We start from the raw sequence: 26683 nt of genomic DNA, 5'->3' as shown, positions 1-26683 counted from the left end.
ATCCAACCAGATTAAGGAGCCCAGGCTATGAGCACCGTTGTCATTGATCCCATCACGCGCATCGAGGGACACCTGCGCATCGAGGCCGAGACCAACAGTTCCGGCATGATCACAAAAGCATCCGCCAGCGGCACGATGGTGCGCGGCATCGAAATCATCCTGAAGGGACGCGATCCGCGCGACGCTTGGGCCTTCACCCAGCGCATCTGCGGTGTATGCACCGTGGTGCATGCACTGACCTCGGTGCGCGCCGTGGAGAATGCGCTCGGCTACGCCATCCCGACCAATGCGCGCCACATCCGCAACCTGATGATGGGTACGCAACTGGTCCAGGACCATGTCACGCATTTCTACCAACTCGCCTCGATGGACTGGGTGAATGTGGTATCAGCAAGCCAGGCCGATGCGACCGCGACTTCCAACCTGCAGAAATGCACTTCGGGTTGGCACAAAAATTCGCCTGCCTATTTCGAGGCGGTGCGCCAGAAGCTCGCGGGCTTCATCGCCGGCGGGCAGCTCGGCCTGTTCGGCAATGCCTACTTCGATCATCCGGCGTACAAGCTGCCGCCCGAGATGAATCTTATGCTGTTCGCGCACTGGCTGGAGGCGCTGGAATGGCAGCGCAAGGTGCTGCGCGTGCACGCTGTATTCGGCGGGCGCAACCCGCATCCGAATTTCGCCATCGGCGGGGTACCGTGCACCTTCAACATGTCCCCCAATGCCGCAGGCGTACTGGTACCCACCCCAGGCACGACGGGCGTAGACCAGACCGGGCTCGACCTGGTGCAGGGCTGCATCACCGAGATACGCGAATTCGTCGCCAAGGTGTATCGCCCGGATGCGCTCGCGCTGGGCGCACACTACAAGGACTGGTTCGGGCGAGGCGAAAGTCTGGGCAACTTTCTCACCTTCGGCGAATACCCCCAGGACGATAGCGCGAATATTTCCTCCAGCCTGTTCGTGCCGCGCGGCGCGATCATCGGGCGCGACCTGTCCAACGTGCAGCCGGTCGATCTCCGTAATCCGGACGAGGTGCAGGAATTCGTCACGCATAGCTGGTATGACTATTCACTGGGCAAAAACACCGGCCTGCATCCGTTCCAGGGCGAGACCACGCTGAACTACACCGGGCCGCAGGCTAACTACCAGAACCTTGATGTGAACCAGTCCTATTCCTGGGTAAAAGCGCCGCGCTGGAAGGGCAATGCCATGGAGGTGGGGCCGCTTGCCCGCGTGCTGATGATGTATGCCACGGGTAACCGCACCGCCCGCGACCACGTAGACCGGGCGTTGCGCGACCTCAAGCTGCCGTTTTCGGCGATGTACTCGACCATGGGGCGCATGCTCGCGCAGTCGATCGACGCGCATCTCGTCGCCGACGAATTGCAGGTGTGGTTCAACCAGCTCACGGCGAATGTCGCCGGCGGCGATTTCCGCACCCACAATGCTGCAAAATTCGACCCCGCCACTTGGCCCGCCACGACACAGGGCATAGGCTTCACCGAGGCACCGCGCGGCGCGCTGGGGCACTGGCTGGCCATCGACAGCGGCACTATCGCCAATTACCAGTGCGTCGTGCCGACCACCTGGAATGCTGCGCCGCGCGATGCCGCGGGGAACGGCGGCCCTTACGAGAAGGCGCTGGTGGGGCATGTGCTCGCCGTGCCGGACAAGCCGCTGGAAGTGCTGCGCACGATACACAGTTTCAATCCCTGCATGGCCTGCGCGGTACATCTCTTCGACCCGCAGCCGAACGAAACCCTCAACGTCACGGTAAGCGCCTGAGCCGCCCCCGGACATACACAAGGAATCCGCCATGAACACATTGCTTCTTAAATTCGGCCGGGCCCTATTGTTTGCCGCTCTCTCCGTCTCGGCGGGCAGCGCGCTCGCCACGGCGACCTTCGGCACCCGCGCCGACAACTACTGCGCCGCGCGGCCGACGCAGGCGACTGCGCCGCAGCAGAGCCGCCCTTACCGGGCCGCCAGCTTTTCCTGCTTCCTCTGCCACACCGGCAGCCCCTCGGCGAACAACCTGAACGCCTTCGGCAATGCGAGCCTGTCGTGTACCTCGACCACCTGCGGAGCGGCGATGAACCCGTTCTGCGTGGCGACCCCACCGAGCAACGCCAGCATCACTGCCCCTGCGGCCGGCACAACCGTCGCGCAGGGGCAGTCGCTGACCTACACCGCGGGCAATGCGACCAATCCGGACGGGTTCCCGCTGAGCTTCACCTGGCTATTCACCGGCGGCATGCCGAATGCCACAGGGCAAAGCGTCTCCGTGCCGATGACCGTTGCCGGAGCTATCACCTCGACCCTGCAGGTGCGTAATTCCGTCGGCATGCTGGCCACCGGCACCCCCCCAACCCGTTCGGTGACCGTCACCGGAGCGGCGAACCAGCCACCGGTCGCCACCATCAACGCGCCGGCCGCCAACGTGACCGTCGCGCAGGGCGGAACGGTGAACTTCCAGGGTTCGGGCACCGATCCCGACAACAACCTGCCGCTGACCTACAACTGGAACTTCGGCGGTGGCGCACCCAACTCGACGGCGCAGAATCCGGGTGCGGTGACGTTCAATACCGCGGGCACCTTCACGGTCAGCTTCACGGTCACCGACAGCCTCGGCCTGTCCTCGACGGCGATCACACGCACCGTCACCGTCACGTCGCCGGCGAACCAGCCGCCGGTCGCCACCATCACTGCACCTGCTGCCAATGCGACCGTCGCGCAGGGCGGAACGGTCACGTTCCAGGGCTCGGGCACCGATCCCAACAACAACCTGCCGCTCACCTACAACTGGAACTTCGGCGGCGGCGCACCCAACTCCACTGCACAGAACCCCGGTGCGGTGACGTTCAACACCGCAGGCACCTTCACGGTCAGCTTCACCGTCACCGACAGCCTGGGATTGTCATCGGCAGCGGTTACCCGCACGGTCACCGTCACACCGCCGGCGAACCAGCCGCCGGTCGCCACCATCAACGCGCCGGCCGCCAACGTGACCGTCGCGCAGGGCGGCACGGTCAACTTCCAGGGTTCGGGCACCGACCCCAACAACAACCTGCCGCTCACCTACAACTGGAACTTCGGCGGCGGTGCACCCAACTCGACGCAGCAGAATCCCGGTGCGGTGATGTTCAACACCGCAGGTGCCTTCACGGTGACGTTCACGGTGACCGACAGCCTCGGCCTGGCTTCGACGCCGGTCACGCGCGTCGTGACGGTGACGGGCGCGGGGCAACAGCCGGTTGCCATCATCGAAGAACCCAAACAGGACCGTGCCATCGTCCAGGGAAGGCCGGTCGAATTCCATGGAAGGGCGCAGGGTGGCGACGACGGCCTGAGCTTTAACTGGAGCATCCCGGGCGGCACACCGGCCAGTTCGACCCGCAATGAGGTCAAGGTAATCTTCAACGCCGCAGGCACCTTCACGGCCAGCCTCACCGTGACCAACAGGCAAGGCGTCGCATCCGCTCCGGCCATGCGGGCGATCACCGTCACGCCATCGCCTAATGCGCCCGTGGCCATCATCAACGCACCAGCCGCCAACGTGACCATCACACAAGGCGGAACGGTGAACTTCCAGGGCTCCGGCACCGATCCAGACAACAGGCTGCCGCTGACCTACAACTGGAACTTCGGCGGTGGCGCTCCCAACTCCACGCAGCAAAATCCTGGCATGGTGATGTTCAATACCGTGGGGACATTCACCGTGACCTTCACCGTTACCGACAACAGGGGACTGGTTTCCGCCTCGGTTACGCGCGTGGTTACGGTAACCCCGGTGAATCAGGCGCCCACCGCGACCATCAACGCGCCGGCGGACAACGTGACCATCGCACAGGGCGGAACGGTTAACTTCCAGGGCTCGGGCGTCGATCCGGACAACAACCTGCCGCTGACCTTCAATTGGGACTTCGGCGGTGGCGCGCCCAACTCCACGCAGCAGAATCCGGGTGCTGTGACGTTCAACACTGCGGGTGCCTTCACGGTGACTTTCACCGTCACCGACAGCCTCGGCTTGTCCTCGGCCGCAGTCACACGCACGATCACCGTGACGGCAACTCCTCAGCCTGCCGTGACCATTGTGGCACCGGCAATGAACGTGTCGGTGCTGCCGGGAGGAACGGTGACGTTCAGGGGGGCTGCCACAGGCGAGGCAAATGAACGGCTGAGATACCGTTGGAGCTTCCAGGGCGGTTCGCCGGACGATTCGACGCGGCAAAATCCGGGCGCAGTCAGGTTCAGGGAGGTGGGAACGCACACCGTTACCCTGACCGTCACCGGGCGCGGGGGGCGCAGTTTGGGCACTGCCACCAGAGTGGTCACGGTTGCACCGCCTAACCAGCGCCCCCGCCTTAATGACGATTGTCGCAATGGCGACGACGACGATTGAGGCTGATCGACGCAATCGCGAAGGAGCCCGACGAATGACACAAGAAAACATCCTGATGCTCGGCATCGGCAACCTGCTCTGGGCGGATGAGGGCTTCGGGGTGCGCGCAGTGCAGGCGCTCCATCGCCAGTGGCGCTTTCCCGGGCAGGTCACGCTGATGGATGGCGGAACACAGGGACTTAACCTGCTGCCCCATGTGCAGGAGGCGCACAAGCTGATCGTGTTCGATGCCATCGACTACGGCCTGCCTCCCGGAACGCTCAGGATGCTGGCCAACGAAGAGGTGCCGAGGTTCATGGGCGCCAAAAAACTGAGCCTGCACCAGACCGGCTTTCAGGAAGTGCTGGCCATTGCAGAGTTGACCGGCAGCCTGCCGGATGAGCTGGTGCTGATCGGCGTGCAGCCGGAGGATTACGAGGATTTCGGCGGAAACCTGCGCGCGGTCGTCGGCGCGCAGATCCAGCCGGCGCTGGAAGCCGCACTTGCCTGCCTGCGGCGCTGGGGCGTGAAACCGGAGCAGCGGGAAGGCGAGCCTGGAACCGTTGAGCCGCTCCTGCCCGCGAGCCTTGATGTGGATTTTTTCGGGGCAACACATTCCGGCGCAACGGCGATGCCCTCCCCGCTCAAGACTGCCTGATGTGCATCGGCATTCCCATGCGCGTGCTGGAGACTGACGGGGTCACCGCGCTGTGCGAGGGACGCGGCGAACGGAAACGGCTCAACATGCTGATGGTGGGTAACTGTCCGCCGGGCAGATGGGTGCTGTCCTTCCTCGGATCGGCGCGCGAAATCCTCACGGAAGAGGATGCGGCACGCACCAATCATGCGCTTGACGGACTGGAAGCGGCGCTGCGTGGCGATTTAAATTTTGAAGAACATTTCACCAGCCTTGCCGGGCAGGACGGCGAAAAAGACACCACTGGCTTGCATGGGGACACTTTCCTATCGTGACGACGGAAGGTAAGCTCCACATCGACGTGGCTTGGGATGGTGCGGCAGCGAATGCAGTCGCTGTGCGATCTTCACGCCCGCTGCAGGCAAGCCGCCTGATGGTTGGAAAACCGGCCCAGAATGCCGTCGATACCATGCCGTTGCTGTTCAGCGTATGCGGCCGCGCACAAGGCGTCGCGGCAGCCATGGCGGCCGAAGCCGCGCTCGGCATTGAAGTTGCCGGTTCGCTCCATGCGGCACGGGCGCATCTGGTTTTCGGCGAGGCCATCCAGGAGCATCTCTGGCGTGTTTTGCTCGATTGGCCCCGGCAGGTGGGTATACAACCTCGTGTGCAGCTTATGACAGAACTATGTGCCGGAATCGGCCAAATGGCAAAGCCGCTGATCGCAACGGGCGGCTGGAAGACGATAGGCGGCAGGCTGGATGCGGACTATGATGATGCGCGGCAGTCATTCTCCCGCGTGCTGAAAAACGTTTTGCACCGAGAAATATTTGGATGCGATCCGGCACAATGGTTGGAACTGGGCACACAACAGGAGCTGGAAGCGTGGTACGAGAATACGGACACGCTGGCTGCACAAATCCTGCGCAGCCTTGCGCAATGCGCCCGGTTCGGCGCCAGCAAAGTAGCGGCCATGCCCAGCCCGAACAATATATGGCTGCAGGAGATCGCGGAGGCCATGCATGAAGACCCGGCATTTTCGCACCAGCCCAACTGGCGGGGTGCGGCGCTGGAAACCGGGGCGCTGGCGCGCCAACGCCAGCATCCATTGCTCCGTGCTTTGACGGCGACCGAAGGCAATTCGGTTTTTGCCCGTGCATTGGCGCGCCTGATTGAATTGATGCATCTGGCAGATGCAATGCGCACCGCAACGGGCAACGCATGCGCAGGCTGGATCGGGTCGCAGCCCCTGCGCAAGGGTGTCGGCATCGCTTGGGTAGAGACCGCGCGCGGGTTGCTCACGCACCGTATTGCCAGCGATGGCGGCCGGATACTCGACTACCGGACCATCGCGCCCACGGAATGGAATTTTCATGCAGACGGCGCACTGGTCCAGGGCTTGCGCGGAATGGCGGCCGCCAGCGAGGCCGCCGCCAGAAGCAAGGCGGAGTGGATGGTGCAATCGCTGGACCCTTGTGTGGCTTATGAAATTACGGTGCAACATGCATAGAATAACCACGGCACAGGATTGTCGTGCATCCACCGGGAGAATGTATGCATGAAATGTCGCTCGCCGAGAGCGTGCTCGGACTGATCGAAGACTGCCTCATCAGGGAGGGCGGCCAGCGGATCAAAATGGTGCGGCTGGAAATCGGCAAGCTGTCCGCAGTCGAGCCCGAAGCGATGCGCTTCTGCTTCGATGCGGTAGCGCGCGGCACATCGGCCGAGGGTGCGGTGCTGGACATCGTCGAGCAGGAAGGCAGCGCCTGGTGTTTCGATTGCAACCGGGAAGTGCCGCTCGCGGCGCGATACGACCCATGCACGACATGCGGCGGCTTCCGCCTGCAGGTGGCGGAAGGCACGGCGATGCGCGTCAAGGAACTGGAAATTGAATAAAAAGCTGCCCGGAAATACAGAAAATGCCGTATGGCTTAAGTCACAAAACCGGCTTAGCATTTGGCCGTCCTGCGACCTGATTGTTACATTAGGAGACTAGCATGCCAATCACAAACAAATCCGTCTTGCTGCGCTCATCCACGGTTGTCGCAATCGGCACATTGATGCCGTCCCTCGCCTACGCACACACCGGTATCGGAGATGCAAGCGGCTTCCTGCATGGCTTGGCGCATCCGGCTGGCGGGCTGGATCATGTCTGCGCGATGCTCGCCGTCGGGCTGTGGGCGGCGCAGACGGGCGGGCGCTCCCTGTGGGCGGTGCCGCTGACCTTCGTCGGCGTCATGGCTCTGGGTGGGGCATTGCCGATGCTGAGCATCGGCCTGCCCTTCGTCGAACAGGGCATCGTGTTGTCCGTGCTGCTGCTGGGCGTATTGATCGCCGCATCGATCCGTCTGCCGCTCTGGCTTGCCGGCAGCATGGTCGGCCTGTTCGCTCTGTGGCACGGGCAGGCGCATGGCGCGGAGGTGCCGGCGTGGGCTTCCGGAATGTCTTACGCGCTGGGATTCGCGCTGGCCACGGCATCGCTGCACGCTGCCGGCATTGCATTCGGCCTGGGAATGCAACGTCACCGGCTGCATGAACGGTTCGTACGACTGACCGGATCGGGCATCGCCCTGTGCGGCATCTATCTGGCGGTGGCATAACCGGCGTGCAGCAGTTGCAACGCAGTCAAAAAAACCGGCGGGCAGGTTTGCCCGCCGGTCTGCATTTTGGGATGATGGACAGGAAACGAATAACCCTGCACTCAGGATGAAACAGGAGAAACCATGTGCGCAGTATGCGGTTGCAGCAGTCATGATGTGAAAATCGAAAGCAGCGGGGAACACACGCATACCCATGCCGACGGAACGACGCATTCCCACAGCGGCGCGCACCGCCACCAGCACGACCTGCACTACGGGCTAGGCTCAGCCCGTGCGCATGCCACCGGGATGAGCCAAGCGCGCATGGTCAAGGTCGAGCAGAACATTCTCGCCAAGAACGACGCCTATGCCGGCGAAAACCGCGACTACTTCCACAGGCGCGGAATTTTCGCGCTCAACCTGGTTTCGAGTCCCGGTTCCGGCAAGACCACGCTGCTGGTGCGCACCGTCGAGGCCCTGAAGCATCGCCACCCGATCTGCGTGATCGAGGGCGACCAGCAGACCACGCTTGATGCCGACCGCATCCGCGCCACCGGCGTACCCGCGTTGCAGATCAATACCGGGCGCGGCTGCCACCTGGACGCACACATGGTCGGGCATGCGCTGGAACGGCTGCAACCCAGGGACAACAGCCTGCTGCTGATCGAGAACGTCGGCAACCTGGTCTGCCCCGCTTCCTTCGACCTCGGCGAAGCGCACAAGGTGGCGATCCTCTCAGTGACCGAGGGCGAGGACAAGCCGCTCAAGTACCCGGACATGTTTGCCGCCGCCGGCCTGATGCTGCTCAACAAGGCCGACCTCCTGCCGCACCTCGACTTCAACGTTTCGCTCGCGATCGAATATGCGCGCAGGATCAATCCCGGCATCCGCGTGATCGTCACCTCGGCGCGTTCCGGCGAAGGCATGGAGGAATGGCTGGGCTGGCTGGAAGAACGGCTGTCCGCCGTCGCCCTGAAGCAGGAAGCGGCAGAACCCGCAGCCGGTTGAGGATGCGCGCCGCCCTTGCCGCCGAGACCCTGACCCGTTGCCGCATACAGGTGCGCGGCCAGGTTCAGGGCGTCGGCTTCCGCCCTTTCGTCTACCGGCTTGCCAATGAACTCGACCTGTCGGGCTGGGTGCGAAACTGCGGCGTCGGCGTGGAAATCGAGGTGCAAGGGCATGGTGAAAAAGTCGATTCCCTGCTGCGCAGGCTGCGCCTGGAACCCCCGCCGCTCGCGCGCATCGCGGAAGTGTCGGTGGCAAGCGCCGAACCCGAGCCGGGGCATGGCTTCGCCATCCTCGAAAGCGAAGGCGGCGCGGTCGCGACGCGGATCGCGCCGGATACCGCAATCTGCCGCGATTGCCTCACCGAACTTTTTTCGCCGGGTGACCGCCGTTATCGTTATCCGTTCATCAACTGCACGCATTGCGGCCCGCGCTACACCATCGCCGCGCGGCTGCCCTACGACCGTGCCCACACCTCCATGGCGAAGTTCCCCCTGTGCCCGGAATGCCTCGCCGAATACCGCTCTCCAGCGGACCGCCGTTTCCACGCCGAGGCCAATGCCTGCCCGGCATGCGGCCCGCAACTGGCGCTGCTCGATGCCGGCGGCGAACCGGTTGCATCCGAAGACGCGATCGCCGCCGCCGTCGCAAGGCTGCGGGGCGGCGAAATCCTCGCTATGAAGGGGCTGGGTGGCTTCCATCTGATGTGCGATGCGAAAAATCCGGCGGCGGTCGCGCGCCTGCGGCAACGCAAGGCGCGCGAGGAGAAGCCCTTCGCGGTGATGGCGCTGAACGCCGCCTCGCTTGAAGGCCTCGCGCAGTGCAACGCGGACGAGCTCGCGCTGCTGCAAAGCGCGGAGCGCCCCATCGTGTTGCTCGAAAAAAACGGTGCATTGATCGAGAAAAACGGCGAGCTGTCCGGCGTCGCCGACGGCCTGCCCGAGCTCGGTGTGCTGCTACCCTACACGCCGCTGCACTACCTGCTGTTCCACGAGGCGGCGGGCCGCCCGGCAGGCAGCAACTGGCTGGCGGAGCCGCTACCCTTCCTGCTGGTATGCACCTCGGCGAATCCCGGCGGCGAGCCGCTGGTGCATCACAACGAAGAGGCCGTGCTGCACCTCAAGGGAATCGCCGACGGTTTTCTGGTTCACGACCGCGACATCCTGCTGCGCGCCGACGACAGCGTGCTCAGGCTGACCGGACAGGCGCCGGGCTTCATCCGCCGCGGCCGTGGCTACACTCCCGCGCCGATTGAGCTGGGCATCTCCGGCCCGGCCGTACTCGCGGCCGGAGGCTTCTTCAAGAATGCGATCTGCGCGACGCGCGGAAGCGAAGCGTTCCTGTCGCAGCATATCGGCGAGCTCGACAACGCCGCAACCTGCATAGCGCTGGAGCAGACCGTCGAATATTTATTGAACGTCCTCGAGATCGAACCCGAACTGGTGGTTCACGACCTGCATCCCGACTTCTTCAGCTCTCACTTCGCCGCAGCCTATGCCGCCAGATGCGGCATCCCTGCCTTGGGCGTGCAGCACCACCATGCGCACATCGGTGCGGTGGCTGCGGAGCATGGGATCCAAGAACCGGTATTGGGACTGGCTCTCGACGGCGTAGGACTCGGGACCGACGGCGCCGCCTGGGGCGGCGAGCTGCTGCGCGTGGACGGAGCGAAGATGGAGAGGCTCGGCCATCTCTTTCCCTTGGCGCTGCCCGGCGGCGACCGCGCCGCGCGCGAGCCGTGGCGCATGGCGGCAGCTGCCTTGTCCGCCTTGGGACGCGGCGGAGAAATCCCGGTGCGTTTTTCCGAGCCGTCCGCGCCCATGCTGGCCGAGCTGCTCGAACGCGGCAGGAATGTTGTACAGACTTCAAGCTGCGGCCGGCTGTTCGATGCGGCAGCCGGCCTGCTCGGCGTGAAAAGCCGCAGCAGCTTCGAAGGGCAGGCCGCGATGCTGCTCGAAGGCCTCGCAAAGAGTCACGGCCCGATTGCCCCGCTGGCGGATGGCTTCGTTTTCGACGGCAAGACGCTGAGCTTCCTGCCGCTGCTGGACCGGCTCGCAGATTGCCACGATACCGGGGAAGGCGCGAGCCTGTTCCATGCCACCGTGGCGGCAGGGCTTGCCGCGTGGGTCATTCCCGTGGCACGGCAGCAGGGATTAAACAGAGTTGCATTGGGCGGCGGCTGTTTCCTCAACCGCATCCTGAGCGCCGAACTGGCCGACCTGTTGCAGGCGGCAGGCCTCGAAGCCCTTCAGGCGCGGCTCGCACCGCCCAACGACGGGGGGCTGGCGCTGGGGCAGGCATGGGTCGGCTTGAGTTCGCTGGAGCGCGGCACCTAACTATTTACCCCTACAGCATGAGGGAAACAACAACTGTCAGCACCCCCGCTAGAGCAATCAGAGGCAAAGCAAAGTGTTTGTATTGCGTAAGCTTATCTAATTCAATGGCTACGGCTGTAATAATGACACCGATAATTGTGGTAGTCATATCAACTCCTCCAATATGCTTCAAGTGGCCATTTGATAGAACTCGACCTGGCAAAGTTCAAAGCCTGATGAATGAATAGTTGAAATTTTTGGCCGTGGGGGAGATTTCGGAATTTCCCAGGGGCGGCAGCCGCGCAGGGTGCAATAACCGAAAGGCATTGCGCCGCATGTAAATTCCATCTGGCGCTACGCTAATCCGCCTTACGCAAAAGAAGAAGTAATGCGGCGATGCCGCGCCAGATACAGCGGCGTCCACGCGTGGGGAACCTTGTAGACAAAGTTGTAGCGCGCCACGTGGTAGCTGGGATCAAAACCGTAGAAGTTGAGCTTCATGTGTTGCAACTCCTCGGCGCGGTAGGCATCCAGCGGTTTTTCTTGCTCGTTGCATTCACGCCGCACGATCTTCTCCCGCAATAGCGCGGAATAGTCCGGGCTGGCGGCGAGTTCTTCGGCGATCTGCATTACCCTTGCGAGAAACTCCTCCCGGTTGGTTCCGAAGCAGCCGTCGATCAGGCCCATCTCCTGTGCTTCGGGCGCGCCCACCGGCAGGCGGTTCTGCGTCAGCGCCGCCGCCCTCGCCTCGCCTACCCGCCTCGGCAACAAATAGGTCCAGTATTCCGAACCGTACAGGTTGCCCATGCCCTTGTAGTGCGGGTTGAACACCACGCCCTCGCGCGCATAGACATGATCCGCCGCGAGCGACAGAAATACGCCGCCCGCTCCTGCGTTCCCTTGCAGCGCGGCGATGGTGATCTGACCGGTAGTGGCGGCGATGGCGCGCGTCAGGTCGTTCATCGCGTTGATGTTGCGCCAGGATTCGTCCGCCGGGCTGGCGGCATTCTCGATGCAGTTGAGGTGGATACCGTTCGACCAGAAGTCCGCGCCGCCCATCAGCACGATCACGCGCACATCGCGCTGCGTGGCGGCCAGGTAGGCGTCGCGCAGCCGTTCGCACTGCCCGGTGCTCATCGCGCCGTTGTAGAACGCGAAATGCAGGTAGCCGACGTTGTTTTTCTGCTCGAACCAGATGTCGCGGTAAGTTTCGCCGGTGCATGGCGAGAGCAGATCGAGCGGAGCTTCCGGTATGTCGGCGAGTTGTCCTTCAAGCGCCATGGCAGCGGGTAATTTCAGCGTCAGATCGCCATCTGATTTGCGCTTCAGATGGCCGACCCACACCGCGCCGTCGAGTGTGGTGCGGCAGATCGCGCCGTTGCGCCGCGCGATGATCGCACCCGGTTCGCTGCCGCGCAATGTGTCTTCCGCGCAGGCATCGAACAGATAATATTCATCTCCACGCAGCTGGTCGAGCACGCCCGGGAAGCCGTCGGCGGCGTGGATTTTTCTCAGTATCGTGCGCGTGCCGTCGCGTCTCCAGTCGATGGCGCGGTCGGCCTGTTTGATCGGGGCGTGCAAGCGGCCCAGCACCTCGGGGCGGGAATAATCCAGCGGCGTCGGCTTGTGATTGCCTGAATGGAAACGCTCCACCGCCGCGAGCACCGCGCGCACCGCCGCCTCGAGCACTTCGTTGCGGTACAGGCTGCTCTTCTTCGCCAACCGCATCGGGAAAGTTTCCGCCGCCCAGATGTCGCCCGCATCCATCTCGCCGCTGGCCTGCAGCACCGTAACGCCCCATTCCGGCAAATCGCGCATGATCGCCCAGTCCAGCGCCGACGGGCCGCGGTCGCCGATGATGCCGGGGTGCACCACGAAACAGGTGTGGTTGCGCCATATTTCTTCTGGAATCGCGCGCTTGAGGAACGGCGCGACGATCAGATCGGGACAATAGAGCTCAACTGCCTGCTGCGTGACCGCATCGTTGATGTCGAACTCGATGGACACCTCATGTCCGCATCGCACCAGCTCGATGTACAGGCGCTGCGCGAGGCTATTGAAGCTGTGGGTGAGGAACAGGATTTTCATGGTGATCTAAATCCATCCGTTAAACCACGAAGAACACGAAGAAGAACAAGCTGGTGCCCTGAAAATGGAATCGCCCTGTCATTGAGTGTGAAATATCCTGGACGCCCTGTTATCTTCGTGGTTTCTGTGTCCTTCGTGGTGGAGTGTGTTTTCAAGGTTTAACAAATCCGGGGGAGCTGCTCACCGGTCAGCCAATCGACCACGCGCCGCCCGCCGAACGCGGTCTCCATCTGCACGAAATGGTGCGGGTCTTCGATCACCTCACCCACGATGGCGGCGTCGCTTCCGAGGGGATGCGCGCGCATCGCCTGCAGCAGGCGCTCGGCATCCTCTGGCGCACAGATCGCCACCAGCTTGCCTTCGTTGGCGACGTACAGCGGGTCGAGGCCGAGGAACTCGCATGCCGCGTTGACCTGCTCGCGGATCGGCAACCTGCTTTCATAGAGCATCATGCCCGCCGCCGACTGGTGCGCGATCTCGTTGAGCGTGGTGGCAAGCCCGCCGCGCGTGGGGTCGCGCAGCACGTGGATGTCCGGCACCGCCTCCAGCATCGCCGCCACCAACTCATGCAAGGCCGCCGTGTCGGATTCGATGCTGGTGTGGAAGGTCAGGTTCTCGCGCAGTGAAATGATCGCCACGCCGTGGTCGCCCAGCATTCCGGACACCAGTATCTTGTCGCCCGGACGTGCGCGGTCGCCGGACAGGTTGATGCCTTCCGGCATGACACCGATGCCGGTGGTTGTGATGAACACGCCATCGCCCTTGCCCTGCTCCACCACCTTGGTGTCGCCGGTGACGATAGGCACGCCCGCCGCGCTTGCGGCCATGGCCATGGATTCGGCAATGCGTTTCAGGTCGGCGAGCGGGAAGCCCTCTTCGAGGACGAACGAGGCCGACAGGTACAGCGGCCTGGCGCCCATCACCGCGACGTCGTTGATCGTGCCATGCACCGACAGGCAGCCAATGTCGCCACCCGGAAAGAACAGCGGCGACACCACATGGCTGTCGGTCGCCATCACCAGCCGCCCGTTTGCCGGCGGCAGCACCGCGCCATCGTTGCCCTGTGCCAGATAGGTGTTGCCGAATGCGGCGGCGAACAGTTCGGTAATCAGTTGCGCCATCGCGCGCCCGCCGCTGCCGTGCGTCATATCCACGCGGCCATGCTTGAAATCGAGCGGGCGCATGTAGTTGGATTTGATCGTGCTCACTGGGTTGTCTCCCTGAAACGTCCGTAACTGTAATGCGCCGCACATGCGCCTTCACTTGACACCATACAGGAGCCGATCGGGTTGTGGCTACGGCCGGCACTGTGTGCCTTAACATTCGCTTCGCTCATGTTAGCCTACGCCGCAACCAGGTCATCGCCGCTGCGAAACCTTCCATAACTGTAATGTGCCGCACATGCCCCTTCACTTGACACCATGCAGGAGCCGACCGGGTTGTCCGGCGTGCAGACCGTGCCGAACAGCTTGCAGTCCTGCGGGCGCTTCACGCCGCGCAGGATCGCGCCGCATTCGCAGGCCTTGTTGTCGGCGATCGATATCTGCGGCACCTGGAAGCGCAGCTCGGCATCGAAATCCGCGTAGGGCGCCTTGATGCGCAGCGCGCTGTAGGGTACCGGCCCGAGGCCGCGCCATTCGAACACGCGGCGCAACTCGAACACTTCCGCCACCAGCAACTGCGCCTTGACGTTGCCGTCGCGCGTCACCGCGCGGGAGAATTCGTTTTCCACCTCGGCGCGTCCTTCGTTCAATTGCCGCACCAGCATCAGGATGGCCTGCATCACGTCGAGCGGCTCGAAGCCGGCGATCACCACCGGCTTCTGGAACTCCTCGGCGAAATATTCGTAGGGATGGCTACCAATTACCGTCGAGACATGCGCCGGGCCGATGAAGCCGTCCAGTGGCACCAGCCCGAGCTGCCGCACCTCGGGAGATTGCAGGATGTGCGAGATCGCCGAGGGGGTCAGTACGTGGTTGCAGAATACGCTGAAATTTCTGAGGCCGAGCGCCTGCGCCTGCCGGATCGCCACCGCCGTCGGCGGCGTGGTGGTCTCGAAACCGATCGCGAAAAACACCACCTCCCGCTGCGGATTGTCCTGCGCGATCTTCACCGCATCGGCGCTGGAATACACCATGCGCACATCCCCGCCGCGCGCCTTCGCTTTCAGCAGGCTCATGCCGTTGTCCGCCGGCACGCGCAGCAGGTCGCCGTAACAGCACAGGATCAGCCCCGGCGTCTGCGCAAGCTGGATGGCGTTCTCCACGCGCCCCGTCGGCAGCACACACACCGGACAGCCGGGGCCGTGGATCATGCGTACGTTGTGGGGCAACAGGTCGGCGATACCATAACGCGAAATCGCGTGGGTATGGCCGCCGCAGAATTCCATCAGGTGATAGCGGCGGCGCGGATCGGCCTCGTGCGCAATATTGGCGGCGATATTCCTGGCCAGCGCGCCGTCGCGGAACTCATCCACATATTTCATGCCGCGCTGCCCGGCGCTTCTTCCGGCAGGCCGTTCATCGCGCTCAACTCGGCAAATAGCGCCAGAGTGCGCTCGGCTTCGGCCGGATCGAGTTTCTGCAGCGCGTAACCGACGTGCACGATCACATAGTCGCCGACCGCGACATCCTCCACTAGGGTGAGGGAGATTTCCTTGCGCACTCCGCCGAGATTGACGATGGCGCTGTCTTCAGCAACAAATTGTTCGATGCGGGCGGGAATGGCGAGACACATATTTTCCTTATGACCCAGTCGTTTAACCTGCCTGTTTGTTCCGCTTTTCATCCTGCTGCATTCGCCTTCAACAAGGCCGGAGCATCATGTAGCGGGCTCGATAATTTTCAAATAGGTAGGATTACCTAAGAGCCTATTTCAGCAGGTTTTAGGTTTCATTCCCCCGCTTGGGTTTTTGGGGTAGGTATTTCACCTTATTGTCCGCTGGACTTGCGGCGATTATAAAACATACCCAATGCCCAACACCGAGAGGATGCGATGCCCCCCGGAAAGGAACGATGAAGCGCCTCCTCTGCCTTACCGTCGCGCTGCTGCTCCTGCCGCTTGCAGCCTCCGCCGGGATGGTCGTGGTGGCGGAGATCGACGGCGCCATCAGTCCGGCCAGCGCCGCCTATTTCCTGCGCGCCCTGGATGAGGCGAAGCAGAGCCGCGCGGAACTGCTGGTGCTCAGGCTTGACACGCCGGGAGGGCTCGACACGGCGATGCGCAATATGATCCAGGGTATCCTCGCCTCGCCGGTGGCGGTGGCGACCTACGTCTCGCCTTCCGGCTCCCGCGCAGCCAGCGCCGGCACCTACCTGCTCTACGCCAGCCACATCGCCGCGATGGCGCCGGGCACCAATCTGGGCGCCGCCACACCCGTAGCCATCGGCGTCGGCGACACCGGCAAGCCCCCCGAGGAACGGGCCGCAAACGGGAAGGCACGCGCACCGGGCGGCAGCGCGATGGAAAAAAAGGCGGTACAGGACGCCGCAGCCTACCTGCGCAGCCTCGCCCAACTGCGCGGCCGCAATGCCGATTGGGCGGAGAAAGCAGTACGCGAGGCAGAAAGCCTGTCGGCCGAAGATGCGCTGAAACTGAAGGTGGTGGATTTCTTCGCAACCGACCTGCCCGACCTGCTGCGCCAGGCCGACGGGCGCAATGTACGCCTCGCGGAAGGCGATCACAAACTGGCGCTCGGCGGCGCCGCCATCGTCAGCATCGAGCGCAACTGGAAGGAGCGCCTGCTGATGGCGGTGGCCGACCCCAACACCGCGCTGATCCTGATGATGCTCGACATCTACGGGTTGCTGTTCGAGTTTTACACGCCGGGGATCGGCGTGGCCGGCGTAATCGGCGCCATCAGCTTGCTGCTGGCGCTCTACGGTTTCGCCATGCTGCCGATCAACGCGACCGGCGCACTGCTCCTGCTGGTGGGTCTTGCGCTGATGGCAGCGGAAGCCTTCACGCCCAGTTTCGGCGTGCTAGGCATCGGCGGCGTTGTTTCCTTCGTCGCCGGCGCGCTGATGCTGATCGACGCCGACATTCCCGGCATGGAAGTTTCGCTCGCATTTATCGTGCCGCTGGCCGTAGTCAGCGCCCTGGTGCTGGCCGGCATCGGCGCCTTCGCGTTGCGCGCAAGGCGGCGGCCCATGGTCAGCGGCAGCGAGGCGATGCTGGGCGGTACGGCAGTGGCACTCGAAGATTTCGAACGTGAAGGCTGGGTGCTGGCCTTCGGCGAACGCTGGCAGGCGCGCAGCGAGTCGGCAGTGGCGCGCGGTACGCGCGTCAGGATAGTGGCATTGGACGGACTTACTCTGGTAGTTCAACCTGAACAGAAAGGAGAACAGCCATGATCTGGGATTTCGGCTGGAGCGGCGCCCTGCTGCTCATCATCGCTTTGGCGATAACAAGCGTCCGCATTCTGCGCGAATACGAACGCGGCGTGGTCTTCATGCTCGGGCGTTTCTGGAAAGTGAAGGGGCCTGGCCTCATCATCGTCTTGCCGGGCATCCAGCAGATGGTGCGGGTGGACCTGCGCGTGATCGTGATGGATGTGCCGAGCCAGGATGTCATCTCGCGCGACAATGTGTCGGTAAAGGTGAACGCGGTGGTGTATTTTCGCGTCATCGACCCGCAGAAGGCCATCATTCAGGTGGAAAACTTCATCGAGGCGATTTCGCAACTGGCGCAGACCACACTGCGCTCGGTGCTCGGCAAACATGAGCTGGACGTCATGCTGGCCGAGCGCGAACGCCTGAACGCCGATATCCAGCAGATCCTCGATGCGCAGACCGACGCCTGGGGCGTCAAGGTGTCCACCGTGGAGATCAAGCGCGTGGACATCGACGAGTCGATGGTGCGCGCCATCGCCAAACAGGCCGAGGCCGAGCGCGAGCGGCGTGCCAAGGTGATCCACGCCGAAGGCGAGTTGCAGGCTTCAGAGAAGCTGCTGCAGGCCGCGCAAGTGCTGGCGCAATCGCCGCAGGCCATGCAACTGCGCTACCTGCAAACCCTCAACGCGATCGCCGGCGACAAGAGCAACACCATCGTATTCCCACTGCCGGTAGAACTATTCAAGCCATAGACCGGACGGCGTGTTAGCCGCTGAAACCTCCGGCCTGCGCCACTAGGGAAAATGGGAAGGGTACTCCCTGCAGGGTAGGGGTTTTACCCTATTGTAACGATGCGGCAGATGTCTATATTGCATACATACCGGCCCGGCGTCGATAAGGGATCCAATCCGGCAGGCTTCGACTTCTGGATGCCTCGTGAACATCAGGTTCGCGAAGGGTGCATAACGGTTTGCAGCCTGCATGAGCAGATCAGATGAAGGGGAATACGATGCCAGTTTCTTCCGAGCACCCCACAGTGCTGGTAGTGGACGATGAGCCGTTCAATTTAAGCCTGATGGAGGAGATATTGGGTAAAGACTACAACGTCAAGCTGATCGACAACAGCCTCAAGGCAATTGAGCTCGCCTTTGCCGACCCGCCGGATTTGGTCCTGCTGGATGTGATGATGCCGGATATGGATGGCTTCGAGGTCTGCCGCCGCCTGATGAGCAACCCCGCCACAAGTCATGTGCCGGTGATCTTCATAACTTCCAAAAACGAAACCAGGGACGAGGAATTGGGGTTCTCGGTGGGTGCATCCGATTTCATTCACAAACCCATCAGCGCGCCGATACTCGCTGCGCGCGTCAAGGCGCACCTCAAGATCAAATTCATGCAGGATTATTTACGCCACGAAAATACGCAGGCTGTAATGCGCAGTTATTTCTGGCTAAGGGCGGCATAACGGTTTACGGTCATCCGAATCGACTTAATGAAAGGGGAATATGATGTCAATCTCTTCCGAACGTCCGACGGTGCTGGTGGTAGACGATGAACCGTTCAACTTGAGCCTGATGGAAGGCATATTGGGCAAGTACTACAACGTCAAACTGGCCGATGATAGCCTCAAGGCGCTCGAGCTTGCCTTCGCCGAACCTCCTGACCTGGTTCTGCTCGATGTAATGATGCCGGATGTGGATGGTTTTGAAATCTGCCGCCGCCTGATGAACAACCCTGCGACGAATCACGTGCCGGTCATCTTCATAACGGCCAAAAATGAAGTCAAGGATGAAGAGCTGGGATTCTCGGTGGGTGCGTCCGATTTCATCCACAAGCCCATCAGCGCGCCGCTGGTCGCTGCGCGTGTCAGGACGCACCTCAAGATCAAATTCATGCAGGATTATTTGCGCAGCGAGAATGCCAAGCTGCAGGAAAGCGCCTACGAAAAGTCGTCCGAGCTGCAGCAATTAAAGGACTTCATGTGGGGTTCCGATCAGTATGCCAGGCATTGACTTTGGCCTTTCCGCAACCATCTGTTGAGCCGGGCAGCTTAATGAGGGGGCAGGCATGAGGCCGGTATTGCCCATGAAAGCCGCCCTCACATCCAATTCGTTTTACCGCAACTTTTTCATCCTGGCCATTCTGTTGGCGGTACTGGTTTCTCTGGCTGCAATTTATCGTTACAACCAGGCAATCGACGATCAGAAAACCATCCTCAGGGCGGACAGTTCGCTCAACGTACTGGCCAATGGACGTGAAGTCGAACGCTCGCTTGGCGAAGCCGTCCGCTATGTCACCTACCTCGCGGCCAATCCGGGACTGGCCGCCGCAGCGGAACAGAAAACTTCCACGAACATGGAGAACCTGCGCAGGGATTTTGTCCTGTTCTCCATGTCGCACCCGATTTATTACCAGACATCCTGGATAAACGGGAATGGCATGGAAATGCTGCGGATAAACAATATCGATGGCCAGATCAGCATTACCGATCAAAACAAGCTGGAAAACAAACGCGACCGGCACTACTTCCAGAAGAGCATCGGGCTGGGGCCGGGCCAGATTTACGTATCCCAGCTATATCCGGAAATTGCAGATGAAGAGATTCTCGCTCATCGCCTTCCCGTCATCAGCATCGCCACTCCCGTTTTCGACGCTCGGGCTCGCCGCCATGGCGTGCTGGTGGTCACAGTAGCCGTCAAGGAATACCAGGCTCTCGTGGGGGCCTACCGGAGCATAGCCAGCAGCTACAACATGCTGCTGGATGGCGATGGGTACTGGTTGATGGGCGATAACCCGGATGACAAGCTGGAGGCCATGTTCAATCGCTCGGGAACCCTTGCTACCAGTTTTCCCGCCGCATGGGAAAAGATTGTATCGGCGGAGCATGGCCAGTTCGAGGATAAAACCGGCCTGTGGAGCTTTGAAACGGCCTATCTGCTGAAACCGCGCAAGGATGCCGGCATCCCGATACGCACCAGCACCGGTATCGATCGTTATTTCTGGAAAGTGGTTTCTTATGTCCCCGCAAACCGGATCGCAGAATTGAATTCCGGGGTGATGTGGCCCACCGTGCTCTATGCGGCGGGAACGCTGCTGCTGCTGCTGATCGGTTCCTGGTATTTCACCAAAATGCGCTATTCCCAACTCAAGGCCAAGCAGGATCTGAACATTGCCGCCGCAGAATACGCCAAACAACTGGTCATCCGCGATACTGAAGCGCGCATGTATGCGATTCTCCACACCATCGCGGACGGGATCATCACCTTCAACGAAGACGGCATCATCGAGGAATTCGCCGCCAACGCCGAGCACATTTTCGGTTATCCCATCGACGAAGCCGTCGGGCAAAATATCGGCATGCTGATGCCGGAGTTTGTCCAGTTGCTGCACAGCGACTGTCTGTTGCGCGAGAGCAAAGATGTGTGCTTCACCGGCGGCGAGAGAGAGATCACAGGGCAGCGCAAGGATGGTAGTGCCTTCCCCCTGGAATTGGCGGTGAGCGAGGTGATGCTGGGTGGAAAGCGCCATTTTACCTGCATGGTGCGCGACATCACCCGGTACAAACGAAACCAGCAGGAGCTGATTGCCGCCAAATACGATGCAGAACTGGCCAGCCAGGCCAAAAGCTATTTCCTCGCCAATATGAGCCACGAAATCCGCACACCGATGAATGCAATCCTGGGCTTCACCCACCTGTGCCTGCAAACCGAGCTGACACCCGTACAGCGGGATTATCTGGAAAAGGTTTCTCTTTCGGCAAACTCGCTGCTGGGCATCATCAACGACATTCTGGATTTTTCCAAGATCGAATCCGGCAAGCTGGATATGGAAAAAGCGCCCTTCAGCCTGGAGGGAGTCCTGAAAGGCGTAGCGGCCGTCATCAGCATCCGCGCGGAAGAAAAGCACATCGAGTTCCTGATCGACAAGGAATTCAGGATTCCGCAGTTGCTGGTTGGCGACTCATTGCGCCTGGGGCAGGTGCTGAACAATCTTGCCAACAATGCGGTGAAATTTACCGAGGCTGGCGAGGTCGAGATTCGAATCCGGATAATAAACCGGGCTGCCGATCGGGTTATGTTGCGCTTCACCGTAAGGGACACCGGCATCGGCCTGACATCCGAGCAGCGCGAAAAACTCTTCCAGTCCTTCAGCCAGGCAGATGTTTCCACCACCCGGAGATACGGCGGGACGGGGCTGGGGCTGGCCATCTCCAAACGCCTCGTGGAGTTGATGGACGGACGGATAGAGGTGGAAAGCACGCCGGGGCAAGGTAGCGTTTTTTCCTTCGATATTTCCTTCGCCTATCTGCCCGATGAAGCCCGCAACCTGGAATATCTGAACGTGCTCAGAGTGCTGGTGGTCGATGACAACGATAACGCGCGCCGCCTGATGCTATCCTGCCTGGAGTCATTCGGCATCGAGGCGATGGCCGTCTCCGGCAGCCTCGAAGGGATTGCTGCGATCGAGAAGGCCGAAGGAACCGAAAAGCCGTTTACCTGCGTGGCGCTGGACTGGAGCATGCCCGGCATCAGCGGCCTGGAAGCGGCCAGGCGCATCAAACGGGAGCTGCCGCTGCGCCAGCAGCCATGCATCATTTACCTTTCCGGCCATAAGCATACCGAAATGATTCATGAGTCGGAGGCAGCGGCGCTGCTGGACGCAATCATCAACAAACCGGTCATGGCATCCAACCTGTTCGACGCGCTGATGACGTGCAATTCGGGTATGGGCATGCTGTCCTCGCCCGAGCCGGGGAAAGAGACACATGTCGACCTGACGGGATTGCACGTATTGCTGGTGGAAGACAACAAGTTCAACCAGCAGCTGGCCAACGCGCTGCTGATGCGTGCCGGAGTGGAAGTCGGCATCGCCGACGACGGAATCGAGGCGATGCAGGCATTGCAGCGGGAACGGTTCGATGCGGTACTCATGGATATGCAGATGCCCAAGATGGATGGCCTGGAAGCAACGCGCCTGATCAGGGAAAACCCGGCACTGGCCGATTTGCCCATCATCGCCATGACGGCCAACGCCATGATCGGCGACCGGGATGCTTGCCTTGCCGCGGGCATGAACGATTATATTTCCAAGCCGGTGCAGTACGAGGCGATGTACGCCACCCTGGCCCGCTGGGTGCACCGCCAGGAGCGGATGCCCAGGCAATCCGCAGCGGAAACCCGGCAATCGCCCGAAGCTCCGGCCGCTTTCGATCCCGAAAAGGCCATAGCCGGCATGGGAAGCAAGGATATTTACCTGACCATGCTCGGCAAGTTTGCTCCCAGCCAAGGGCAGGCAGTGCAGTCTATCCGGGACGCGCTTGCGGCCGATGACCGGAAAACGGCGGAGCGCCTGGCGCACACGCTGAAGGGAGTCGCAGCGACCATCGGCGCCTATTTGCTGGCGGAAACCGCCGGCCAGCTGGAGAAGGCCATTGCGGAAGAAGATGCCGGCAAATGCCGGCAACTGGTTGAGGCCGCTGCCGTCAGGCTGGCCGAGGCGATAACCTCGGTAGAGACCTACCTCAAGGAACACAAGGCTTAGGGCCTCGCTTTCATCGACTAGAGGGGCTCTGCCTGATACATCTGGTAAAAACCCAGCACCTGCGGCACATAGTTTTTCGTCTCGGGGAAGGGCGGAATGCGGTTGCCGTATTTCAGCACCGACCCTTCGCCCGCGTTGTAGGCAGCGAGGGCCAGGCTGATATCGTTGTTGAATATCTTCAGCAGATACTGCAAGTGCCTTGCGCCGCCATGGAGGTTCTGCACCGGATCGAAAGAATCGGTGACGCCATAACGCCTCGCAACCTTCGGCATGAGTTGCATCAACCCCGCGGCGCCTTTCCTTGAGACGGCTGTCGGGCTGTAGCCGGATTCAACCGAAATTACGGCATGGAGCAGCGCGCTGTCCAGGCCGTAAACGTGCGCGATTTCGGCAACGATCCGCTCATACTGCGCCTTGTTGGCAAGTTTCAGCAAAGGCCTGCGGTTACCCGCTGCAGGCATTTCTTCCGGCGGCGACGGAAGCAGGAGGGTGTAGCGACTGTTTGCCGGCACATTGCTCAAATTCACCGAACCATCGTCGGCGTTGTAGACGTAGATACCCGCCCAAACCGGCTGCATCAGGCAGAGCCCAAACATGATTAACGTTGGAATGCACTCAAGCTGCCTCATGGTTCCTCCTGTGCGGGTGATTTTCCTGTCGCGTTTTTCAGGTTAGGCAGGGCCATTCGTTTTTTCAATACAGTGAAAACTGTAGATCGCTGCTTCAATACCGGGGGCCGCTACGGAGTGGTCAGGGGACGAGCCAATCCGACTCGGCAACGAGCCTGTCATCATCCTTGCCGGCAAAGCGCACGATGTAACCGCCCTTGGAGGCAAAACGCTGGGTCTGCCCCAAGCTCAGGCGCGGGTAGATGGTTGTGCTCTCATGCCTGCCGAGCGGTGCGGTCCCCTCCCCGCCCTGCCTTCCGATGGCCCCCCCGGCGGTTCTCAACAAGCCGCGGTCGCGCGCCTCGGCCTCGGCCTTGCCGCCCTCGCGCTGGCTGACCATGCTCTCGGCCCGCTCCAGCAGGTAATCGCGATAAAGGTTATCCAGCATCTCCGCGACCGTATCGGTCAGGAAATTCAAGGCAAAAAAGATTTCCGCCTGGAGCGGCTCGTCCACCAGCGCTATCCTGCGCAACTGGAGCCACTGGTGAAAGTAAGACAGATTGATTGCGCGTTTTTCCGGCAGTTCATAGGGATACACTAGCCGTACGCTATCCTTCCAGGCTACCGGGAAATGCCCATGCTCGCCGCCACCCAGCCGGGCGGAAAAATATGCCCCGGCGGCCGGCATCACCTGATCGAGCATGGCCAGGTCGGACTGGCGCAGCCAGAACATCAGGCTGTCTTTCTCCCCGGCATCCGCCAGCGCGCGGCGCAAAGCATCCGGCCCATCGCCCTGCAGGACGCGATCCTCCACTGTGACCCCCGAGCCGGACAGGGATTGCCTCATGGCCTGCGCCGCACCCCGGCCTACATAGTCATCACGGTATACCTGCACTAGCCGCCGCGGCGGCTTACCGCCGGACAACAAATGCTTCGCCAGCACGTCCGCCTCAAGCGTTACACCGCGTGAAAAATAGACCGGATAGAATGCCTGCTCCTTTACGGGCGGCAGGCTGACGCTGGGAAACCAGCACGGCACCCGTTCGCATTCACAAAAATCATGCACAGGCTCCCACGTGGAATTCGATAAGCCGGAAACCACGGCAAATACGGGCTGGCGTCGATAGAATTCATCCAGTTGCCCCGCCCAGGTTTCCGGCGCCCCTTGCAGTTCCCACACCTCCAGTTGCCAGGTGCGCTCGGTGCCCAAGACCATCTCCGCCGCCGATGTCATGTGCCGTCTTCTGCCCGCCTGCCTGCTGGTTACCGTGCTGCCGTTCTTCTGCACAAAGGCGGAGCGCATCATGTCAACCAGCAGCCTGCGCCTTTCCGGTTCCACTTCGGGTGTAATGACGGTGGCAAAGCGGATCGTGTCCGCCGTAACCCCGGGTGACCATTGATCCGACAATTGTTTGAGATAGGCGATGAGCGCTTGCGCCTCCCGGTCACCCAACTCATAACGCGGCATCACAACGTTCATCTCCTGGCCGCGGTTGTTCATCCCGCGGCGGATAGCCTTGTCCAGCGATTGATCGGTGTAAGGATCGTGCGCCTGGTTCATCCGCTTGCCGCTGCGCGTATCCATGATCGCCAGCACCCTGTCTTCACGCTGCGCAAACAAGAATCGGCCGTTGATGGGTGGTACCTGGATGCCGCCTTCGACGGCACCCATGCCGCTGCGGCGGTGGCAGCTCATGCAGGCTGCGGCTGCGCCCACCACGGCACCGCCCGCGCGCACGCCCTTCAGCGACGCGCCGGAAGGCAGAATGCCCTCCTGATAGATACGCCTGCCGGCTTCCAGCTCATCTGCGGAGGGTGTCGGGCCGGCAGCATGGGCGGGGAACGCCATGAGGGAGCCGAGCATCAACAATATTTCACAGCCTGTCGCGAATAACTTATGACGAAACATCGGCCACCCCCTTCCCTTCTGGAAGCTGTTTCATTCGTATGCCCGGATCAGCCGGAGATATCCTCGATCACTTGACGGCGAGGAGTTCCACCTCAAAAACCAATGTCTCATTCGGCCCGATATCGCTTCCCACTCCCCGCTGGCCGTAAGCCGATTCCGGCGGAATGAAAATTTGCCACCGGGAACCTTCCGGCATCAGTTTCAGCGCTTCCTTCCAGCCGGCGATGAGTTGGGAAACTTTCAGCATCGCAGGCTTTCCGGGATCGGTTCCGTCAAACTCGGTTCCGTCCAGAAGAGTGCCGCGGTAGTTGCATTCCACCATGTCGGCATCCGTCGGCTTCCTGCCGCCGCCCTCCTTGACGATCTTGTATTGCACTCCGCTTGCCAGCGCCACCACGCCATCCCTGGCCTTGTTCCCGGCCAGGAAAGCCTCTCCTTTCGTCTTGTTGTCCATGGCCGCCACACGGCGTATCCCGGCTGCCTTTTGCCTCAATTCGCCCTGAAACGAATTCATGACCTTGCGGAGGTCTTTTTCGGTCATCAGCAGCTTCTCGCCGGAAAGCCCGTCTCTCAAGCCCTTGATCAGGAATTCCAGGTCAAAATCCACCTCGTTTTTCTTGAAGCTCTTCGCTATGTTCACCCCGATGCCATAACTTTGCATGTCCTTCTGGGTCTTGAGGACCGGCACTTCTTCTCCATTTGCCTGGGCTGCGGCAAACCCGAAAACTACAACCATCATCCATTTCATCGTCATCATTTTTCCTTTCCGGATTAGCCGTTGCGCAGAAATTGGATTCCGCATCACGATTGATGAAGAGACACGAACCCGATTACGTTTTGCCCGTGCCCTGGAAAGCAACCGGCCACCCGGCAACCGAAAGATGGCCGCCAAGTGGACGTCATATCGAGACTTGTACCCAGGCAAAGCCAGGAGCCTGCTTCGCCGGCCATCACTTCCCGGTGCCCTGGTTATTCCGGGCAGGATTTGCCGGTGGCGCCTTGGCAGCCCTGCTGGCAGCTTCCTTCTTCGCTTGTTCGGTTCTCTTTTTGGCTCGCAGCGCATTCGATTCCAGCCTTTGCTCCGCTCGAGCCCGGTCTACCTTGTCGTAGACTGGTGCCGATGCTTCCTGGGGGGCTGGCACGGCAGAAGTTTGCGTAGATTCCAAAGTGACTGAGTTTGCATTCTCATGGATGACCACCCCTTCTGCAGTTGCGCCGGATAACCATGACAAGGTAACAACGCAGCAGATGATTTTTGCAATGGATTTCATTTTCTGTCTCCTAAGGATTGA

General features: G+C 61.4%; 24 protein-coding genes. 14 read left to right on the top strand and 10 right to left on the bottom strand.

Annotation, left to right across the window (positions count from 1 at the left end):
• The first annotated feature begins 27 nt into the window (after window positions 1-27).
• The 9 genes from ACRRNM_RS02575 to hypF all read left to right on the top strand — a co-directional run bounded on the left by ACRRNM_RS02575 (window position 28) and on the right by hypF (window position 10935).
• Window positions 28-1785, top strand: a complete 1758-nt coding sequence (locus ACRRNM_RS02575) for a nickel-dependent hydrogenase large subunit (RefSeq protein WP_435626688.1) — start codon at window positions 28-30, stop codon at window positions 1783-1785.
• A 31-nt stretch (window positions 1786-1816) separates the two neighbouring features.
• Window positions 1817-4402, top strand: coding sequence for a PKD domain-containing protein (locus ACRRNM_RS02570; protein WP_435626687.1), 2586 nt, complete (start codon window positions 1817-1819; stop codon window positions 4400-4402).
• Window positions 4403-4436: 34 nt separating this feature from the next.
• Window positions 4437-5039: a HyaD/HybD family hydrogenase maturation endopeptidase gene (locus ACRRNM_RS02565; RefSeq protein ID WP_435626686.1), complete on the top strand. Its 603-nt coding sequence runs from the start codon at window positions 4437-4439 to the stop codon at window positions 5037-5039.
• Window positions 5039-5353, top strand: a complete 315-nt coding sequence (locus ACRRNM_RS02560) for a HypC/HybG/HupF family hydrogenase formation chaperone (RefSeq protein ID WP_435626685.1) — start codon at window positions 5039-5041, stop codon at window positions 5351-5353. The genes ACRRNM_RS02565 and ACRRNM_RS02560 overlap by 1 nt, the downstream gene beginning before the upstream one ends.
• 134 nt (window positions 5354-5487) lie before the next feature.
• On the top strand, window positions 5488-6525 hold the full coding sequence (locus ACRRNM_RS02555; protein WP_435626684.1) for a nickel-dependent hydrogenase large subunit: 1038 nt from the start codon (window positions 5488-5490) through the stop codon (window positions 6523-6525).
• Window positions 6526-6569: 44 nt separating this feature from the next.
• Window positions 6570-6911: a hydrogenase maturation nickel metallochaperone HypA gene (gene hypA, locus ACRRNM_RS02550; RefSeq protein ID WP_435626683.1), complete on the top strand. Its 342-nt coding sequence runs from the start codon at window positions 6570-6572 to the stop codon at window positions 6909-6911.
• Between the two features lie 101 nt (window positions 6912-7012).
• Window positions 7013-7615 (top strand): HupE/UreJ family protein, encoded by a 603-nt coding sequence (locus tag ACRRNM_RS02545; RefSeq protein ID WP_435626682.1) that lies wholly within the window; start codon window positions 7013-7015, stop codon window positions 7613-7615.
• A 123-nt stretch (window positions 7616-7738) separates the two neighbouring features.
• Window positions 7739-8602 (top strand): hydrogenase nickel incorporation protein HypB, encoded by an 864-nt coding sequence (gene hypB / locus ACRRNM_RS02540; RefSeq protein WP_435626681.1) that lies wholly within the window; start codon window positions 7739-7741, stop codon window positions 8600-8602.
• Window positions 8603-8604: 2 nt separating this feature from the next.
• Window positions 8605-10935 (top strand): carbamoyltransferase HypF, encoded by a 2331-nt coding sequence (gene hypF, locus ACRRNM_RS02535; RefSeq protein ID WP_435626680.1) that lies wholly within the window; start codon window positions 8605-8607, stop codon window positions 10933-10935.
• 10 nt (window positions 10936-10945) lie between these two features.
• Here the strand turns inward: hypF and ACRRNM_RS02530 are convergent, their stop codons facing one another.
• From ACRRNM_RS02530 to ACRRNM_RS02505, 6 genes are all read right to left on the bottom strand, one after another.
• Window positions 10946-11083, bottom strand: coding sequence for a hypothetical protein (locus ACRRNM_RS02530; protein ID WP_435626679.1), 138 nt, complete (start codon window positions 11081-11083; stop codon window positions 10946-10948).
• Window positions 11084-11283: 200 nt separating this feature from the next.
• Window positions 11284-13002 carry a hydrogenase maturation protein gene (locus ACRRNM_RS02525; RefSeq protein WP_435626678.1) on the bottom strand — a complete coding sequence of 573 codons (1719 nt, stop codon included), beginning with the start codon at window positions 13000-13002 and terminating at the stop codon, window positions 11284-11286.
• A gap of 158 nt (window positions 13003-13160) precedes the next feature.
• A complete protein-coding gene (gene hypE, locus ACRRNM_RS02520; protein WP_435628626.1) occupies window positions 13161-14186 on the bottom strand; it encodes a hydrogenase expression/formation protein HypE in 1026 nt (341 codons plus the stop codon).
• 20 nt (window positions 14187-14206) lie between these two features.
• The gene (locus ACRRNM_RS02515) at window positions 14207-14338 is read right to left on the bottom strand and encodes a hypothetical protein (protein WP_435626677.1); all 132 of its coding nucleotides are present in this window, start codon (window positions 14336-14338) and stop codon (window positions 14207-14209) included.
• Between the two features lie 6 nt (window positions 14339-14344).
• A complete protein-coding gene (gene hypD / locus ACRRNM_RS02510; protein WP_435626676.1) occupies window positions 14345-15487 on the bottom strand; it encodes a hydrogenase formation protein HypD in 1143 nt (380 codons plus the stop codon).
• On the bottom strand, window positions 15484-15738 hold the full coding sequence (locus tag ACRRNM_RS02505; RefSeq protein WP_435626675.1) for a HypC/HybG/HupF family hydrogenase formation chaperone: 255 nt from the start codon (window positions 15736-15738) through the stop codon (window positions 15484-15486). The genes hypD and ACRRNM_RS02505 overlap by 4 nt, the downstream gene beginning before the upstream one ends.
• Before the next feature lie 278 nt (window positions 15739-16016).
• On the opposite strand from ACRRNM_RS02505, the gene ACRRNM_RS02500 reads away from it, so the two are divergent.
• From ACRRNM_RS02500 to ACRRNM_RS02480, 5 genes are all read left to right on the top strand, one after another.
• Window positions 16017-17354 (top strand): NfeD family protein, encoded by a 1338-nt coding sequence (locus ACRRNM_RS02500; protein ID WP_435626674.1) that lies wholly within the window; start codon window positions 16017-16019, stop codon window positions 17352-17354.
• Window positions 17351-18085: a slipin family protein gene (locus ACRRNM_RS02495; RefSeq protein WP_435626673.1), complete on the top strand. Its 735-nt coding sequence runs from the start codon at window positions 17351-17353 to the stop codon at window positions 18083-18085. The genes ACRRNM_RS02500 and ACRRNM_RS02495 overlap by 4 nt, the downstream gene beginning before the upstream one ends.
• Window positions 18086-18342: 257 nt before the next feature.
• Complete coding sequence (locus tag ACRRNM_RS02490) at window positions 18343-18798, top strand: response regulator (protein WP_435626672.1); 456 nt, start codon at window positions 18343-18345, stop codon at window positions 18796-18798.
• Window positions 18799-18838: 40 nt separating this feature from the next.
• Window positions 18839-19345 (top strand): response regulator, encoded by a 507-nt coding sequence (locus tag ACRRNM_RS02485; RefSeq protein ID WP_435626671.1) that lies wholly within the window; start codon window positions 18839-18841, stop codon window positions 19343-19345.
• A 73-nt stretch (window positions 19346-19418) separates the two neighbouring features.
• Complete coding sequence (locus ACRRNM_RS02480; protein WP_435626670.1) at window positions 19419-22874, top strand: response regulator; 3456 nt, start codon at window positions 19419-19421, stop codon at window positions 22872-22874.
• Between the two features lie 17 nt (window positions 22875-22891).
• Here ACRRNM_RS02480 and ACRRNM_RS02475 read toward each other — a convergent pair whose 3' ends face one another.
• The 4 genes from ACRRNM_RS02475 to ACRRNM_RS02460 all read right to left on the bottom strand — a co-directional run bounded on the left by ACRRNM_RS02475 (window position 22892) and on the right by ACRRNM_RS02460 (window position 26662).
• Window positions 22892-23470, bottom strand: a complete 579-nt coding sequence (locus tag ACRRNM_RS02475) for a lytic transglycosylase domain-containing protein (RefSeq protein ID WP_435626669.1) — start codon at window positions 23468-23470, stop codon at window positions 22892-22894.
• A 154-nt stretch (window positions 23471-23624) separates the two neighbouring features.
• Complete coding sequence (locus tag ACRRNM_RS02470) at window positions 23625-25346, bottom strand: c-type cytochrome (protein WP_435626668.1); 1722 nt, start codon at window positions 25344-25346, stop codon at window positions 23625-23627.
• A 112-nt stretch (window positions 25347-25458) separates the two neighbouring features.
• The gene (locus ACRRNM_RS02465; protein ID WP_435626667.1) at window positions 25459-26148 is read right to left on the bottom strand and encodes an FKBP-type peptidyl-prolyl cis-trans isomerase; all 690 of its coding nucleotides are present in this window, start codon (window positions 26146-26148) and stop codon (window positions 25459-25461) included.
• A 193-nt stretch (window positions 26149-26341) separates the two neighbouring features.
• Window positions 26342-26662: a hypothetical protein gene (locus tag ACRRNM_RS02460; protein WP_435626666.1), complete on the bottom strand. Its 321-nt coding sequence runs from the start codon at window positions 26660-26662 to the stop codon at window positions 26342-26344.
• Between the last annotated feature and the right edge of the window lie 21 nt (window positions 26663-26683).

This window comes from Ferrigenium straubiae (assembly GCF_051257895.1).
GTDB lineage: Bacteria > Pseudomonadota > Gammaproteobacteria > Burkholderiales > Gallionellaceae > Gallionella > Gallionella straubiae.
The sequence above is the reverse complement of the archived record's forward strand: the minus strand, read 5'-3'. Positions and strand labels throughout refer to the sequence as shown.

Bases quoted from the DNA above. Each gene is read 5' to 3' on its own strand.
- ACRRNM_RS02575 (WP_435626688.1), top strand. From the start codon at position 28: ATGAGCACCGTTGTCATTGATCCCATCACGCGCATCGAGGGACACCTG.
- ACRRNM_RS02570 (WP_435626687.1), top strand. From the start codon at position 1,817: ATGAACACATTGCTTCTTAAATTCGGCCGGGCCCTATTGTTTGCCGCT.
- ACRRNM_RS02565 (WP_435626686.1), top strand. From the start codon at position 4,437: ATGACACAAGAAAACATCCTGATGCTCGGCATCGGCAACCTGCTCTGG.
- ACRRNM_RS02560 (WP_435626685.1), top strand. From the start codon at position 5,039: ATGTGCATCGGCATTCCCATGCGCGTGCTGGAGACTGACGGGGTCACC.
- ACRRNM_RS02555 (WP_435626684.1), top strand. From the start codon at position 5,488: ATGCCGTTGCTGTTCAGCGTATGCGGCCGCGCACAAGGCGTCGCGGCA.
- hypA (WP_435626683.1), top strand. From the start codon at position 6,570: ATGCATGAAATGTCGCTCGCCGAGAGCGTGCTCGGACTGATCGAAGAC.
- ACRRNM_RS02545 (WP_435626682.1), top strand. From the start codon at position 7,013: ATGCCAATCACAAACAAATCCGTCTTGCTGCGCTCATCCACGGTTGTC.
- hypB (WP_435626681.1), top strand. From the start codon at position 7,739: ATGTGCGCAGTATGCGGTTGCAGCAGTCATGATGTGAAAATCGAAAGC.
- hypF (WP_435626680.1), top strand. From the start codon at position 8,605: ATGCGCGCCGCCCTTGCCGCCGAGACCCTGACCCGTTGCCGCATACAG.
- ACRRNM_RS02530 (WP_435626679.1), bottom strand. From the start codon at position 11,083: ATGACTACCACAATTATCGGTGTCATTATTACAGCCGTAGCCATTGAA.
- ACRRNM_RS02525 (WP_435626678.1), bottom strand. From the start codon at position 13,002: ATGAAAATCCTGTTCCTCACCCACAGCTTCAATAGCCTCGCGCAGCGC.
- hypE (WP_435628626.1), bottom strand. From the start codon at position 14,186: ATGCGCCCGCTCGATTTCAAGCATGGCCGCGTGGATATGACGCACGGC.
- ACRRNM_RS02515 (WP_435626677.1), bottom strand. From the start codon at position 14,338: ATGAGCGAAGCGAATGTTAAGGCACACAGTGCCGGCCGTAGCCACAAC.
- hypD (WP_435626676.1), bottom strand. From the start codon at position 15,487: ATGAAATATGTGGATGAGTTCCGCGACGGCGCGCTGGCCAGGAATATC.
- ACRRNM_RS02505 (WP_435626675.1), bottom strand. From the start codon at position 15,738: ATGTGTCTCGCCATTCCCGCCCGCATCGAACAATTTGTTGCTGAAGAC.
- ACRRNM_RS02500 (WP_435626674.1), top strand. From the start codon at position 16,017: ATGAAGCGCCTCCTCTGCCTTACCGTCGCGCTGCTGCTCCTGCCGCTT.
- ACRRNM_RS02495 (WP_435626673.1), top strand. From the start codon at position 17,351: ATGATCTGGGATTTCGGCTGGAGCGGCGCCCTGCTGCTCATCATCGCT.
- ACRRNM_RS02490 (WP_435626672.1), top strand. From the start codon at position 18,343: ATGCCAGTTTCTTCCGAGCACCCCACAGTGCTGGTAGTGGACGATGAG.
- ACRRNM_RS02485 (WP_435626671.1), top strand. From the start codon at position 18,839: ATGATGTCAATCTCTTCCGAACGTCCGACGGTGCTGGTGGTAGACGAT.
- ACRRNM_RS02480 (WP_435626670.1), top strand. From the start codon at position 19,419: ATGAAAGCCGCCCTCACATCCAATTCGTTTTACCGCAACTTTTTCATC.
- ACRRNM_RS02475 (WP_435626669.1), bottom strand. From the start codon at position 23,470: ATGTTTGGGCTCTGCCTGATGCAGCCGGTTTGGGCGGGTATCTACGTC.
- ACRRNM_RS02470 (WP_435626668.1), bottom strand. From the start codon at position 25,346: ATGCTCGGCTCCCTCATGGCGTTCCCCGCCCATGCTGCCGGCCCGACA.
- ACRRNM_RS02465 (WP_435626667.1), bottom strand. From the start codon at position 26,148: ATGATGACGATGAAATGGATGATGGTTGTAGTTTTCGGGTTTGCCGCA.
- ACRRNM_RS02460 (WP_435626666.1), bottom strand. From the start codon at position 26,662: ATGAAATCCATTGCAAAAATCATCTGCTGCGTTGTTACCTTGTCATGG.